Here is a 14,704-nt window from a genome sequence, read left to right on the forward strand (position 1 = left end):
GGCTCCCACAGAGTTTGGTGGTGTACACAGTATCTCGTACACCTCAAGTCCACGGTGGGAGCCTTCTCGCGAATGCGCCGCCTTACTTGTCTTGGAATTGCGCAGCACGCTTGGCCACGAATGCGGCCATGCCTTCCTTCTGGTCCTGGGTCGCAAACGCGGCGTGGAACACCCGGCGTTCGAAACGCACGCCTTCGGACAGGCTGACTTCGAAGGCGCGGTTGACCGTTTCCTTGACCATCATGCTGATGGGCACCGATTTGGAGGCAATCAGCGCTGCGGTTTTCAGTGCTTCGTCCAGCAGCTCATCAGCCGGCACGATGCGCGCGACGATGCCGCAACGCTCGGCTTCCACCGCATCAATAAAGCGCCCGGTCAGGCACATTTCCATGGCCTTGGCCTTGCCTACCGCGCGTGTCAGGCGTTGGGTGCCGCCCATGCCCGGCAACACGCCGAGGTTGATTTCCGGCTGGCCGAACCTGGCGTTGTCGCCGGCCAGGATGAAATCGCACATCAAGGCCAATTCACATCCGCCGCCCAAGGCAAAACCGTTCACCGCCGCGATGATCGGCTTGCGGCGATTGGCAACGCGGTCGCTGTCGCTGAACAGGTCATCAAGGTAGATCTGCGGGTAGGTCAGTTCGGCCATTTCCTTGATGTCGGCGCCAGCGGCGAAGGCTTTTTTCGAGCCGGTCAGCACGATGCAACCGATCTTCGGGTCCGCTTCGAGGCTGTCCAGCGCCTGGTTAAGCTCGCTGACGATCTGTGCATTGAGGGCGTTCAGCGCTTCGGGACGGTTCAGCGTGATCAGGCCGACGTGGTCCTTGATCTCCAATAAAATCGTTTCGTAATTCATGCAGGACTCCTGTTCAAAGATTGCGCGAAATAACCATGCGCTGGATATCACTGGTGCCTTCGTAGATCTGGCAGACCCGCACGTCGCGGTAGATGCGCTCCAGCGGGAAATCGTTGAGATAACCGTAACCGCCCAAGGTCTGCAACGCCATGGAGCATACCTTCTCGGCCATTTCCGAGGCGAACAGCTTGGCCATGGACGCTTCCACCAGTGCTGGCTGGCCGTCATCGCGCAGGGCGGCGGCGTGGTGGACCATCTGCCGCGCCACGGCAATCTGCGTCGCCATGTCGGCCAGACGGAACGCCACGGCCTGATGCTCGATGATCGGCTTGCCGAAGCTCTGGCGCTCACGGGCATAATCGCGAGCCGCTTCGAACGCCGCGCGAGCCATGCCCACCGATTGCGCCGCGATGCCGACGCGTCCACCTTCCAGGTTCGCCAGGGCGATCTTATAGCCCTCGCCCTCTTCTCCCAGCCGATTGGCCACCGGGACCTTTACGTCTTCGAAAAGGATCTGGCAGGTATCGGAGGCATGCTGGCCGAGTTTGTCTTCAACCCGTGCCACGCTGTAGCCCGGTGAATCGGTGGGCACGATAAACGCGCTGATGCCGCGCTTGCCGGCGCTCGGATCGGTGACCGCAAAGACAATGACCACCCCGGCGTTCTGCCCGGAGGTAATGAACTGCTTGCTGCCGTTGAGCACATAATGATCGCCCTCGAGCCGCGCCCGCGTCTTCAAGCTGCTGGCATCGGAGCCGGCCTGGGGCTCGGTCAGGGCGAAGGCGCCGAGCATCGTGCCGCTGGCCAGTGGCGTGAGGAACTTGGCCTTCTGTTCATCGTTGCCGAACTTGAGGATCGGCACGCAACCCACCGAGTTATGCACGCTCATGATGGTCGAGCATGCGCCATCGCCAGCGGCGATTTCCTCCAGTGTCATCGCGTAGGCCAGATAACCGGTGTCACAACCGCCCCACTGTTCAGGCACCAGCATGCCGAAAAAGCCGAGCTCGGCCATTTCACCGATGGCTTCCTTGGGAAAACGGTGCTCACGGTCCCACTCGGCCGAGAACGGTTTCAAACGCTCCTGGGCGAACTGTCGGGCCATGTCGCGGATCTGGGTCTGTTCTTCAGTCGGGAGCATGGGCATTCCTTAATACAGGCATTCAACGGCCATAGCCGTGGCTTCGCCGCCGCCGATACAGATGGCCGCGACGCCGCGCTTGAGGCCTTTTTGGCGCAGGGCCGAGAGCAGTGTCACCAGGATGCGTGCGCCGGACGCACCTATCGGATGGCCTAGGGCGCAGGCACCGCCATGGACGTTGACCCTGTCATGGGGGATTTCCAGCTTGTCCATGGTCACCAGCCCTACCACGGCGAAGGCTTCGTTGACCTCGAACAGATCAACGTCCCCAAGCGACCAGCCGGTCTTGCCCATCAGCTTCTTGACCGCGCCGATCGGTGCCGTGGGGAACAGCCCCGGGGCATCGGCATAGGCCGCATGGCCATGAATGACCGCCAAGGGCTTCAACCCGCGCTGTTGCGCCTGGCTCTGGCGCATCATCACCAGGGCCGCGGCGCCGTCGGAAATCGAACTGGCGTTGGCCGCCGTCACCGTGCCGCCGTCGCGAAAGGCAGGCTTGAGCGTGGGGATCTTGTCGATGCGTGCCTTGGGCGGTTGCTCGTCGTGGCGAACGGTGACCTGTTCCTTGCCGACCATGACCTGCAGCGGCACGATTTCGGCATCGAAACTGCCGTCCTTGATCGCCTGTTGGGCGCGGGTGGTGGACGCGATGGCGAAGGCATCCTGGGCCTCGCGGCTGTAGCCGTTGGCCTCGGCGCAATCCTCGGCAAAGGTGCCCATCAGGCGCCCCTTGTCGTAGGCGTCTTCGAGGCCGTCGAGGAACATGTGGTCCAGGACCTTGCCATGGCCCATGCGCAAACCACTGCGGGCGCGATCCAGAAGATACGGAGCGTTGGACATGCTTTCCATGCCACCTGCGACCACGACGTCGGCGCTGCCGGCGATCAGCATGTCATGGGCCAGGATCGCCGCTTCCATGCCCGAACCACACATCTTGTTCAGCGTGGTGCAACGGGTCGATTTGTCGAGCCCGGCGCCCAGCGCTGCCTGCCGTGCCGGCGCCTGGCCTTGCCCGGCGGCGAGCACGCAACCGAACAGCACTTCTTCGACCGCGCCGGGCGCGATGCCGGCACGTTCAACGGCGGCCTTGATGGCGGCGGAACCCAGCTGCGGCGCGGTCAGGCTTTTGAGTTCGCCCTGGAAGCCGCCCATCGGGGTGCGGACGGCGCTGACGATGACAATCGGATCGTTGGACATGACAAATCCTCCTATTTGGCGGCCATGCGCAAGGCGCCGTCGAGACGGATCACCTCGCCGTTGAGCATGCTGTTTTCAATGATATGCCGGACCAGCGCCGCGTACTCGGCGGGTTTGCCCAGGCGTGGCGGGAACGGCACGCCGGCGGCCAGGGAATCTCGCACTTCAGGGGTCATGCCGGCCATCATCGGGGTTTCGAAGATACCCGGCGCGATGGTCATCACGCGGATGCCGAAACGCGCCAGTTCACGGGCGGCAGGCAGGGTCAGGCTGGCGATCGCGCCCTTGGACGCCGAGTAGGCGGCCTGGCCGATCTGGCCGTCGAAAGCCGCTACCGATGCGGTGTTGATGATCACACCGCGCTCGCCATCGGCGTTGGCCTCGGTTTCGGCAATGGCCGCGGCGGCCAGGCGCAACAGATTGAAACTGCCGATCAGGTTGACGTTGATCACCTGGCTGAAACTGGCGAGGGCGTGAGGACCGTTCTTGCCGAGGATCTTCTCGCCGCGCACGATGCCCGCGCAGTTGACCAAGCCATTGAGGCCACCGAATGCATCGACCGCAGCCTTGACCGCGGCTTCGGCTGCCGCTTCGTTGCTGATGTCCGCGACCACGCTCTGGCAACCAAGCTTTTGTGCCTGGGCGGCCACCGCGTCGGCATTGAGGTCCACCAACATCACCTTGGCGCCAGCCTTGACCAGCATTTCACCGGTGGCCGCGCCAAGGCCGGAAGCGCCGCCGCTGATGAGGAAAATCTTGTTGTCGATCTGCATCATGGTTTCCTTGGATTCAAGCCGAAACGTTCTTCGCCAATGTCTCTTGGACTTTGGCGATTTCCTGGTTGCGCAAGATAAAGCGCTGCAACTTGCCGCTCGGGGTTTTCGGCAAGTCGCTGACAAATTCGATTTCACGGGGATAGGCATGGGCCGCCAGGCGCTTGCGCACGTGCTGGCGCAGTTCTTCGGCCAGCTCTGGCGCGGCGCGGTACTGGGCGCTGAGCACCACGAAGGCTTTTACCAGCTCGGTACGCTCCGGATCAGGCTTGCCGACCACGGCGGCCTCGACCACCGCCGGGTGCTCGATCAGCGCGCTTTCCACATCGAACGGGCCAACGCGATAGCCGGACGTGGTAATCACATCATCGCTGCGCCCGACGAAGCTGATGCTGCCGTCCGGATTGAATTCAACGGTGTCACCGCTCAGGTAATAATCACCGACGAAGGCCTTGGTCGGGCCGCCCTGGTAACCGGCGAACCAGCACATCGGTGACTGGCTGCGGTCGACGGCAAGAATACCCGGCTGGCCTACACCGAGTTCCTGATGGTTTTCATCCAACACCACGATGCGATGGCCCGGCGAAGCGAAACCTGCCGCGCCCTGGTGCACCGGATGGTCGAGACCGTGGTGATTGCACAGCACCATGCCCAGTTCAGTTTGGCCGTAATGGTCGTGGATCACCACGTCCAGGTTGTCGGCAAACCAGCGGATCACTTCCGGGTTCAGCGGCTCGCCGGCGCTGCTGACGATGCGCAACTTGCCCTTGATCGACCGGGCGAACTGGTCGCCGCCGGCAATCAGCAAGCGATACGCGGTGGGCGAACCCGCCAGGTTGGTGATGCCGTATTTATTAATGACCCGGCAGGTGCTGTCCAGGGTGAACGGGCCGTCGTAGAACGTGATGGGGTGCCCCATCGCCAACGGCCCGGTCACGCCGAAATAGATGCCGTAGGCCCAGCCGGGATCGGCAACGTTCCAAAAGGCGTCTTCAGGGCGCAGGTCCACGGCGTCGCGCATGTAGCTCTGGAACGCGACGATGGCCTTGAGCGGCACCGACAGTGCCTTGGCCGGTCCCGTCGTGCCAGAGGTGAACATCAGCAGGAACGGATCCTCGCCGGTCAGCATCAGTGGCTCGCAGTGGTTGGATTGGTTGGCGACCTCGGCCCAGAAGCTGAAATCGCCGCGGACGATGCCCTGCCCTTTTTCGCCGCCGACCGTCACGACGATGGGGCAACCGGCCACTTCGTCGAGTTTGGGGCGGTTGGTGGCGTCGGTGACCACTACCCGGGCGCCGGAGCTGCCGAGGCGATGTTCGATGGCCTTGGGACCGAACGCGGTGAAAAGCGGCTGGTACACCGCGCCGATGCGCCACGTGGCCAGCACCACGATCAGCAACTCCGCAGTACGCGGCAACAAGCCAGCAACCTTGTCGCCCTTGCCAACACCTTGGGCGCGCAGGAAATTGGCGAAGCGCGCCGCGTTGTCTTGCAGGTCACGGTAAGTCCAGGTCGCATCGCTGCCGTCACGGCCCTCCCAGAACAAGGCGATACGTCCCGGCAAGGCGTGCCGGTCGCAACATTCGACGCAGGCATTGAGCGCTTCGAGCGAGCCGTGCAACGCGGCATTGACGGTGTGCAGGTAATCGAACTGCGACGTGGCGGACGAGTAATCGCGCATGACCAGAATCCCTCTGTACTTTTTATTGGTGGGGGAACCGTGAATAGCAGGCAAATACTCGCGCCGAAGTGCCCGCGCGGCAATGGTCAAAGCCCTCAAGTTGCTTGACTGGTTTGGCCATGGACCAAAGTAGGTATTGGCTGTTCGCGAGGGCGTCAGCCAGGCTCGTTGAGGATCAAACTGCGATAGTGTCCGGGATTGGACCCGGACCACTTGCGAAACGCCTTGTAGAACGAACTGGCGTCGGAAAACCCCAGGCGCGAGGCAATCTCCACGAAACTGATGGACGGTTCGGCCAGCCAGGCAATCGCCAGCTCCTTGCGCACACCGTCCTTGAGCGCCTGGTAGGTCTGCCCCTCCTCCGCCAGGCGCCGGCGCAGGGTCGAGGCGGAAACGCACAGCCGCTGGGCCAGGGCCTCGGTTTCCGGCCATTGCTCGGCGGGCAACTGGCGCAAATCGTGCCGGATACGACTGGCGAGGCTTTGCGGGTCGCGGTATTTGACCAGGATGTTCGCAGGCGCCTGCGCCAGGAAACGCTTGAGCTCCTCAGGCGTGCGCCGGATAGGCAGGTCCAGGCAGTCAGCGGAAAAAATCATCCGCGTACGGGGCCGGTCAAAGCGCAGGTTCTGGGAGAACATGACGCGGTAGTCATCACAGAAGTCCGGCTGCGGGCAGCGCAATTCCACGGACAGGATGGGAATTCGCCGTCCGGCCAGCCAGCAGGCCACGCCATGCACGATCATCCAATAGGTGAAATAGGTAAAAGCGCGGCGTGGATCCTGGTCATCTTCAAGCAGGACGATTTCCGCCAGACTTTGCTGGCGAACCCATTGCGCCGGCAAATGTTCAAGCATCAGCGAGAGGAAACCCAGCCCCGCCGTCAGCCCAGCCGCCAATGTCGGTTGAGCCATCGCGCAACGACAGAGAAAGGCCAGGCTGCCGGACTTGAGCTTGCGCGGGTCCATGCCGAAAAACTCGTCATCCCGGCGCCTCGCCAGCAGGCGCCACAGCTGCGCATAGGCGTGGGCCGGGACCCGCGCCTGGGCGTCGTCGAGCAACGTCGGATCGATGCCGACTTTGCGCAGCACCTCGTCGCTAGCCGCGCCCGGGGAACAGCTCTGCAGCAGCGCTTCGCGCACCAGCTGGACCGAGATGGTGTCTTTTTCCGCCATGACCTGGGCTTTCACAGGATCCGGTAAAGCAGACGCTCTATTCGCACCCGGCTGACGCGCTTGAGGAACTTGGCCACGGCTGCCGGGTAATCCGGCAAGGTTTCCAGGTCCAGGTAGCGTTCGATCCGCTGGGTGTGCCGATAAATCTGCTCGAGCTCGGCCTGGCGCGGCCCCGACAACTCGCCCTTGGGGTCGTCGAGCAACAGGGCATTTTCCAGGTCCAGGCGAAACGCCCGTGGATTGAGGTTGTTGCCGGTGAGCAAGGTGTAGCGCTCGTCGACCCACATGCCCTTGAGGTGATAGGTGTTGTCGCCGTCACGCCAAAGGTGCAGGTTCAACTGGCCGCTGTCTATGTAGCGCTGATGCCGCTTGGCAAAGCGACGCAGGCTGATTTCGTACAGATAGGGCAATGCCGCAATGATCTTGAACGGCTCGCTCGGCGGGATATAAAAATCGTTGGCGGTCTTGTCGCCCACGATGATGTCGATCCGCACCCCGCGGGCCAGGGCGCGGTTGATTTCCCGGGTCACGGCCAACGGCAGGTTGAAATACGGCGTGCAGATGGTCAGTTGCTTGCGGCTGCTGGCGATCAATTCGCCGATTACCTTGCTCAGCGGGTTGTTCTTGCCGACGCCCAGCAATGGGCTCACCGACAAGCCATTCTTATCGAGGCTGCCCGCCGTCGTGTCATAGGCCGCGTACTTGAGGCGACTGCGCAAGTCGCCGATGTCCTTGCGCAAGCTGCGAGTGCTGGGCAGGTTCGGCAGGTCGAGGCGATGCACGGCCCTGGAGGCGATCAGGCCGTGCTGCACCAGATGGTGCATCGAATCGGCCAGCGCAGCGTTCCGCAGGAGGTGATAACGGTCGTAGCGGTACTTGTCGAATTTGTGCAGGTAGACGTTGTTCAGGCTCGCGCCGCTGTACAGCACACAGTCATCGATCACGAAGCCTTTCAAATGCAGCACGCCGAAGAGCTCGCGGGTCTGCACCGGCACGCCATAGATCGGCACTTCGCTGGCATGGGTGCGGGTCTGTTGCTGGTACCACGCCGAATTGCCCGGCTGTTTCTTGGCGCCGATCAGTCCGCGCTGGGCTCGCAACCAGTCCACCACCACTGCGATGTCCAGTTCGGGGCGCGCGGCTTTGGCGGCATGCAAGGCATCGAGGATTTCCTGGCCGGCCTCGTCCTCTTGCAGGTAGAGGGCAACGATGTAGATGCGCTGGGTCGCCTGGGCGATCTTCTCCAGCAGGCAACGGCGAAATTCGGCGGCACCGTCGAGAATGGTCACGGCCTCGGCGGTGAGTGGAAAGCTGCGCAGCTTGGGCAGCAGGGATCGTTTGAAAAGCGACGGCATAGGGCTCGCAAAAGGTCGAATCCGAAGAACCGAAGAGCTTACACCATGATGCGCGGCTTGGGGCCTCCCCGGCGTGACGAAAAAACATTTGACCAAGGAGAACGATCGTTCTACTGTGCTTCACATGAACGAAATCACTCGCAATGACACACAAGACATCATCCTCGATGTCGCCGAAAAGTTGATTTACAAAAGTGGCATCGCCGCCACCGGAATGGATCTGCTGGTGAAAACCGCTGGCGTCTCCAGGAAAAGTATCTATCGCTACTTCGCGAACAAGGAGGATCTGGTAGTCGCTGCGCTCAAGCGCCGTGACGAGCGCTGGATGCAGTGGTTCAGCAGCGAGGTGGACAAGGCGCCAACACCGCTCGCACGACTGCTCAACCTGTTTCCCGTGCTCAAGGGCTGGTTCCAGAGCGACGGTTTTCGCGGTTGTGCATTTATTAACACCAGCGGCGAAACCGGCGACCCGCAGGATCCGGTCCGCCAAGTGGCAAAGCTGCACAAACAGAAGTTGCTCGACTATGTGACGCACTTGTGTACCGAACAAGGCGTCGAGCAACCGGAGGTACTTGGCAAACAGCTACTCGTCTTGATTGACGGCGCCATCACCCTCGCGTTGGTCATGGGCGACCACGACGCCGCCGATCAGGCCCAGGACGTGCTGAAGACTTTGCTAGCGATTGAATAAGCAACACCCGCACCCGCAAGACCGCCTGTAAGACCGAAATGCACTCATCGTTCATCACCTGGAGATTGGCCATGTCGTCCTCTGCCGAAGTTCGCCCACCGCTGCCGCCGTTCACCCGTGAATCAGCCATCGAGAAAGTTCGCCTGGCCGAAGACGGCTGGAACTCTCGTGATCCGCAAAAAGTGTCGCTGGCCTACACCCTCGATACTCAATGGCGTAACCGCGCCGAGTTCGCCCATAGCCGGGAAGAAGCCAAGGCGTTCCTGACGCGCAAATGGGCCAAAGAGCTGGATTATCGCCTGATCAAGGAACTCTGGGCCTTCACCGACAACCGCATTGCCGTGCGTTATGCCTATGAATGGCACGACGACTCGGGCAACTGGTTCCGGTCCTACGGTAACGAGAACTGGGAATTCGATGAAAATGGCCTGATGTACAACCGCTACGCCTGCATCAACGACATGCCGATCAAGGAAAGCGAGCGTAAATTCCACTGGCCGCTGGGTCGCCGGCCGGACGATCACCCGGGGCTTTCCGAACTGGGGCTGTAACGCCGACGCTGTGGGAGCCACTGGCTCCCACAGTTTTTTGTCAGCCTTTGGCTCGATTCAGCAAGAATTCCAGCAACGTTGCCGCGCAGGCCTCGATGCTTCCTTCCACGATCAATTCATAACCATGGGTATTTTCCGTCGGGATCGCAATGCATGCGCCCTGGGCCGATACCCCGCTGCTCATGATTGCACTGGCGTCGCTGGCAAAATCCGCCAGTAAGGCGAATTGTGGCGTCAGCCCGCTGCGTCTACCGGCCTGGTACAACTGGTCGACGATCCGACGGTGGTAACAGCCGTTCTTGTCGCCCGTGTTGATGATCGGGTCGACGCCCAATCGGGTGGCGTACTCCGCGACCACGGGGCCGACCTCGACTGCGACCGTGGCGTCTCCGGGCAAGTGACTGGCGGCATAGAGCGCGCCGGCATTGGACTCTTCTTCTTGTGTGGTGAAGACCAGATACACATCGTCCAGCAGCTCTTTACGGCGTTGACCCAACAATGTAGCGGTCTGGAGCGTGGCGACCATGGGCGCGCGGTCATCCAGGAAATGCGCGGCGATGGCATCGCCCACCCGGAACGGTCGCCGCCAGTGTTGGCTCAACACCACCCGCGTGCCGGGGCGTACCCCATGGGCCTCCAATTGCTCGCTTGAATAGCGGGTGATGATGTGGACGTCGCCCCAATTGACGATTCCCGACAGGACATCCGCGCCTTGGTGGGTTTCACCGGTGCTGTGCATCGACCCGAACGACAGCACGCCAGGGATGAAATCCCGGTCGCCAAGGATATCCACCGGGCACACGCCAAAATTGATCGGATTGGCACCTCCCAAGGCCACCACCCGCAACGTACCGTCAGGCTCGATGCGTTTGACCAGCATGGCGATCTCGTCCAGGTGCGCCATGATCCGGATGGGTTGATTGGCCTTGGTATCCGCCCGGGTTCCCTTGATCAGGCCGATGACATTGCCGGCCGGGTCGACCCAGGTTTGGTCGCAGTGCGGTTCCAGTTCCCGCAGGCAAATGTCGCGCACTTCTTGCTCCTGTCCGCCGGGCCCTCGGGCCATCAGCAACTCTTCGAGCAGCGGCAAGGTGGACGGATTGGTTTGCATCGGATGGGTCTCCTTTTCTCCGGGTGCGGCCGGGTGACGAACGGGCCGCGACGTGTCTGTCTTCTTGAACACGCCTGATGCCGGAAAATTTGATCGGATCCTGGCGAAACTGACGAGCGGACCTTGCCCACACGCGGACAGGCGGCCCGCCCGAAGGGTTGACCGACGCGCCGCCAGGCATCACATTGCCCGGGTCGCCCCTACGCCGAAGGCGGTTTTGTTGTGTCGCAGAACGTGTGGAGCCCATGACCGCGTCGATTCCGATCCGTCCCCCCTGCCCGCCTGGTGTCTGTGATTGCGGGCGTGATGCGCTGCTGCAGACGCCGGGCAGCGACGTGCGCATCCTTTGCCTGAATCGCCAGGAAGAAAAGCGCCTGCTTGAGCGATTGGAAAATATCCAGAGCCTGGACGAGCTTGAACGGCTGCAGCAGCGGCTGTATGACAACCTCGGTGTACGGTTGACCATCGAGCCCGGTTACAACGAGGTTCGGACGATGCGCGGTATTGCCATCGAATTCCAGGAGCAGCCTGGGCTGTGCCGAAAGATCCGCCAGTCGATCCCGGCGGCGATCCGCCGGGGGTTGGAAAAGCGGCCTGAAGTTGCTTGGCGGCTGTTGGATTCGCGGGATCTGTTTCGCGACTGAATGTCATCGTGACGCTAGCGTGCTGCCTGGCTCGTCAAGGAAAACCCGAAGGTATTGAGGCCATCCTTGCTGTGGGCAAATACCCGCCCGCCGTGCATGTTCGCCACTGCCCGCACGATGGAAAGCCCCAAGCCGTGATGCGCGTCACTTCGCGCCCGGGCGGCGTCTGCCCGGTAGAAGCGTTCGAACAAGCGTTGCAGGTGCACGTTATCAATCGGTTCGCCGGGATTGGACACGCTCACCTCGGCCTGCATGCCGTGCCTGACCAGACTCACCGTGATCGTGCTGGTCGGCACCGCGTATCGCGCCGCGTTCTGGATCAGGTTGGCCAGGGAACGGTGGAACAGGCGCCGGTCGATACACACGCGCATGTCGCCTTGGATCACCACGCTCAGCTGCTTGTCGTGCAGAACCGGCTCCAGGTATTCCACGGTCTTCGACGCCTCTTCATAGAGCGAGACATCACTCAGTTCGGTTGCGCGCTGACCGCTTTCGGCCCCCGCCAGGAATAGCATGTCGTTGACGATTGCGCCCATTCGCTCCAGTTCTTCAAGATTCGATTGCAGCAAGTCCTGGAGTTCATTCACATCCCGACCGTGGGCCAAGGCGACCTGGGTCTGGCCGATAAGGTTGGTCAAGGGCGTGCGCAACTCGTGGGCGACATTGGCATTGAACCCTTCGAGCTGGCTCCAGGCGGCTTCCTGGCGAGCCAGGGCGCCGTTGAACGACACGGCCAGTTCCTGCAACTCCCCAGGCAGCGCCTCGGTGTCCAGGCGTCGCTTCGAATCTCCCGGCGGCAGGCTGTTGGCCTGGCGGCTCAGGCGCCGCACCGGTCCCAGGCCGAAACGCGCGATCCAATAGCCCAGCAGCGCGACCAGCCCGACCCCCAATGCAGACGTCAGGATCAGCGTCTTGGTGAAGTTGTCCAAAGTCTTCATGAACGGCGTCGAATCGAGCCCCACGATAAAACGCAGCTCCGGCCGGCTGCCCATGGCGGCAATGGTTTGGATCATCAGCACCATGGGACGATCCCGGTCGGGTATGGCCACGGTGGAAAACCCATCCGGACGCTTGGACCAATCCTGGCCGTCCGGCATCGCCCCGCCATAACTGTAGGCCGGGTTGTCGACCAGGACCCAGTAGCGCACGCGCTCGTCGGCGGGCGTCAGGCCGTCGAGCTTCTGCCGCAGCCCGACCCAGAATTCCGGCGAATCATATTTGGCGAGCACCGGGTCGAGAACCGAATGCCGCAGGATCAGCTCGTTTTGCATCTGGTCTTCGAGCGATTGCTTCAACGAACAGCGCAACAGCGTTGCGCTGACCGCAGTGATGAGCATCACCGCGAGGGCAAACATCAGGGCGAGCCGCTTGGAGATCGATCCTTTCATCACAGCGCCCCGACTTGCCTATCGTCCGCTTCACGGCTTTCCAGGACATAACCCATGCCCCGCACGGTATGCAGCAACTTGCGCGGATACGGCGCGTCCACCTTGGCGCGCACGCGCTTGATCGCAACTTCCACCACGTTGGCGTCGCTGTCGAAGTTCATGTCCCAGACCTGTTCGGCAATCATCAATTTGGAAAGGATTTCCCCTTGGTGTCGCGCCAGCAGGCTCAACAGGCAGAACTCCTTGGCCGTCAGGTCCAGCCGAAGCCCGCCCCGGGTCACCTTGCGGGCCTGCAGGTCGACCTCCAGGTCATCGATGCGCAAATGCGTGGGGTCGGCCGCGTCATCGGCGCGGCGACGGATCAAGGCCTGGACGCGCGCCACCAGCTCGGCAAAGGAAAAGGGTTTGCCCAGGTAGTCATCGGCGCCCTCGCGCAAGCCCCTGACGCGATCATCCACCGTGCCCCTGGCCGACAACATGATCACCGGGGTCTTCTTGTGCAGGCGCAGGCCCTGCAATACACCGTAGCCGTCCTTGCCTGGCAACATGACATCGAGGATCACCACGTCGTAATCCAGCTCCAGGGCATAGTGCAAGCCATCGATGCCGTTGGTCGCGACATCGACAATGTAGCCGAGCTCGCTCAAGCCACGGTGGACATAGGAGGAGGTTTTTTCTTCGTCCTCGACAATCAGCAAGCGCATCAGGTAACTCCTCTCCGAAAGCGGGGCAACCAGAAGAGTCTAGACGCAGAAGGTGTCTGGAGCCTGACAGCTTCCTGACATTCCTGACAGAAAACCACCCGTGAACCGAGGCGTTACCAAAGCGCGATGTCGTAAGTCACGTAGACACGGTTGCTATCGCGCCCCCGTGAAAAATCCGAGCGATAGACATAGTTGCGCAGTTTCACGCCCAAACCCTTGAACGTGCCTTGCTGCACGACATAAGCGACTTCGGCATCGCGCTCCCATTCCTTCACGGCGCTGTTGGATTTGCCGTCGTTGCCACTGAGGTAGCGGGTGGAAAACGTCAGGCCAGGCACGCCGAGGCGAGCAAAGTCGTAGCCGTAACCGAGCATCCAGGTCTTCTCGTCTTCCTCGATGAACTTGCCGATCCCGACGTTGCTGAAGGAATAGACCGTGGCGCCGCTGATGTAGGGCAAGCCCCCTTCCCCGCTGAGCGTCTGGTAACCGGCGTTGAAGGTGTGGCCGACGACGGCGTACGACAGCAAGCCGCTGAGCATGTCGTTGTCGACCTTACCGCCGTACGCCGAGCCCGCGTCGGCGCTGTGGAAGTAGCGCAGGTCACTGGTGAGCACGCCAGGACCGAGCGGCAGGTCATGTTGGATACCGGCGAAGTTCTGCCGGTAGAAGTTGTCCAGTTCACCGTAGAAGTAGCTCAAGCGCAGATTCTTTGCCAGCTTGTAATCGGCGCCGGCGTAGCTGAAGTCGCCTGACTGGTCGCCGCTATAGCCATCGGGCACGATCGGCATGCTGTCGCTTGAGTCCCGCAGCTTGAAACGCTTCAGGCGCCCGCCCGTCAGGGTGAGGTTGTCGATATCGTTGCTGCTGACCTGGGCCCCCTGGTAGGTCTGGGGCAACAGCCGCGCATCGTTGTAGATCAGCACTGGGTTTTTCGGCAGCAACGTGCCGTACTTGATCGTGGTACTTGCCACCCGGACCTTGGCGGTCATGCCGGCGCTGGCAAACTCGTCGGCGGCACGACCGTCGCCGTGCACCGGGAGCAGCCCAGTGCCGCTGCGACCGCGCCCGGAGTCGAGCCTGACCCCGAGCAAGCCCAGTGCATCGACGCCAAAACCGACGGTGCCGGGCGTGAAACCCGATTGGTAATCCAACAGGAACCCTTGGGCCCATTCGGTGCGTTCGCTCTTGGCGGTCCGCGCGCCACGAGCGCTCATGCCATGTTCATCGCGAAAGTTTTCGTTGAAGTAGACGTTGCGCAACTGCAATTTGAGCTTGCTATCGTCGACCAACCCTTGTGCGTTAGCGTTGGCCAGCGGCAAAAGACCAAGGATCGGAAACAAAGCCCCGCGGATCAGGTAACTGCTCATGTCGAGTGTCTCGTTGTTGTTATTGGGCGCGCAGGCCAGCGCACTCCCCCTGCGGGGAGCGTCAGGCAATCAA

Annotated in this window: 14 protein-coding genes; 3 read left to right on the forward strand and 11 right to left on the reverse strand. The window is 61.8% G+C overall.

Annotated elements, in window-relative coordinates; genetic code table 11:
• Nucleotides 1-82: 82 nt before the first annotated feature.
• The 7 genes from VQ575_RS13300 to pssA all read right to left on the reverse strand — a co-directional run bounded on the left by VQ575_RS13300 (nt 83) and on the right by pssA (nt 8,175).
• Nucleotides 83-856 carry an enoyl-CoA hydratase gene (locus VQ575_RS13300; protein ID WP_325919849.1) on the reverse strand — a complete coding sequence of 258 codons (774 nt, stop codon included), beginning with the start codon at nt 854-856 and terminating at the stop codon, nt 83-85.
• A 13-nt stretch (nt 857-869) separates the two neighbouring features.
• Nucleotides 870-1,997: an acyl-CoA dehydrogenase gene (locus VQ575_RS13305; protein WP_325919850.1), complete on the reverse strand. Its 1,128-nt coding sequence runs from the start codon at nt 1,995-1,997 to the stop codon at nt 870-872.
• 9 nt (nt 1,998-2,006) lie between these two features.
• A complete protein-coding gene (locus VQ575_RS13310; RefSeq protein ID WP_325919851.1) occupies nt 2,007-3,194 on the reverse strand; it encodes an acetyl-CoA C-acyltransferase in 1,188 nt (395 codons plus the stop codon).
• A gap of 11 nt (nt 3,195-3,205) precedes the next feature.
• The gene (locus VQ575_RS13315) at nt 3,206-3,967 is read right to left on the reverse strand and encodes an SDR family NAD(P)-dependent oxidoreductase (protein ID WP_325919852.1); all 762 of its coding nucleotides are present in this window, start codon (nt 3,965-3,967) and stop codon (nt 3,206-3,208) included.
• A 16-nt stretch (nt 3,968-3,983) separates the two neighbouring features.
• Entirely contained in the window at nt 3,984-5,648 is a 1,665-nt protein-coding gene (locus tag VQ575_RS13320) for an AMP-binding protein (RefSeq protein ID WP_045155976.1), read from the reverse strand.
• Nucleotides 5,649-5,803: 155 nt separating this feature from the next.
• Nucleotides 5,804-6,820, reverse strand: a complete 1,017-nt coding sequence (locus VQ575_RS13325) for an AraC family transcriptional regulator (protein ID WP_039588806.1) — start codon at nt 6,818-6,820, stop codon at nt 5,804-5,806.
• An 11-nt stretch (nt 6,821-6,831) separates the two neighbouring features.
• Nucleotides 6,832-8,175: a CDP-diacylglycerol--serine O-phosphatidyltransferase gene (pssA, locus tag VQ575_RS13330; RefSeq protein WP_325919853.1), complete on the reverse strand. Its 1,344-nt coding sequence runs from the start codon at nt 8,173-8,175 to the stop codon at nt 6,832-6,834.
• 124 nt (nt 8,176-8,299) lie between these two features.
• Between pssA and VQ575_RS13335 the strand changes: the two genes are divergently transcribed.
• Complete coding sequence (locus VQ575_RS13335; protein ID WP_325919854.1) at nt 8,300-8,866, forward strand: TetR/AcrR family transcriptional regulator; 567 nt, start codon at nt 8,300-8,302, stop codon at nt 8,864-8,866.
• A gap of 71 nt (nt 8,867-8,937) precedes the next feature.
• Entirely contained in the window at nt 8,938-9,417 is a 480-nt protein-coding gene (locus tag VQ575_RS13340) for a nuclear transport factor 2 family protein (protein WP_045155974.1), read from the forward strand.
• 40 nt (nt 9,418-9,457) lie between these two features.
• Here the strand turns inward: VQ575_RS13340 and VQ575_RS13345 are convergent, their stop codons facing one another.
• Nucleotides 9,458-10,528, reverse strand: a complete 1,071-nt coding sequence (locus VQ575_RS13345) for a M42 family metallopeptidase (RefSeq protein WP_325919855.1) — start codon at nt 10,526-10,528, stop codon at nt 9,458-9,460.
• Between the two features lie 245 nt (nt 10,529-10,773).
• On the opposite strand from VQ575_RS13345, the gene VQ575_RS13350 reads away from it, so the two are divergent.
• Nucleotides 10,774-11,172, forward strand: a complete 399-nt coding sequence (locus VQ575_RS13350; RefSeq protein WP_325919856.1) for a hypothetical protein — start codon at nt 10,774-10,776, stop codon at nt 11,170-11,172.
• Between the two features lie 14 nt (nt 11,173-11,186).
• On the opposite strand, the gene VQ575_RS13355 is transcribed toward VQ575_RS13350, so the two are convergent.
• The 3 genes from VQ575_RS13355 to VQ575_RS13365 form a co-directional block, all read right to left on the reverse strand.
• A complete protein-coding gene (locus tag VQ575_RS13355; protein WP_045155972.1) occupies nt 11,187-12,560 on the reverse strand; it encodes a heavy metal sensor histidine kinase in 1,374 nt (457 codons plus the stop codon).
• Nucleotides 12,560-13,264: a heavy metal response regulator transcription factor gene (locus VQ575_RS13360; RefSeq protein ID WP_039588550.1), complete on the reverse strand. Its 705-nt coding sequence runs from the start codon at nt 13,262-13,264 to the stop codon at nt 12,560-12,562. The genes VQ575_RS13355 and VQ575_RS13360 overlap by 1 nt, the downstream gene beginning before the upstream one ends.
• 113 nt (nt 13,265-13,377) lie before the next feature.
• The gene (locus VQ575_RS13365) at nt 13,378-14,631 is read right to left on the reverse strand and encodes an OprD family porin (protein WP_325919857.1); all 1,254 of its coding nucleotides are present in this window, start codon (nt 14,629-14,631) and stop codon (nt 13,378-13,380) included.
• Between the last annotated feature and the right edge of the window lie 73 nt (nt 14,632-14,704).

It is taken from the genome of Pseudomonas frederiksbergensis (genome assembly GCF_035751725.1).
GTDB lineage: Bacteria > Pseudomonadota > Gammaproteobacteria > Pseudomonadales > Pseudomonadaceae > Aquipseudomonas > Aquipseudomonas frederiksbergensis_A.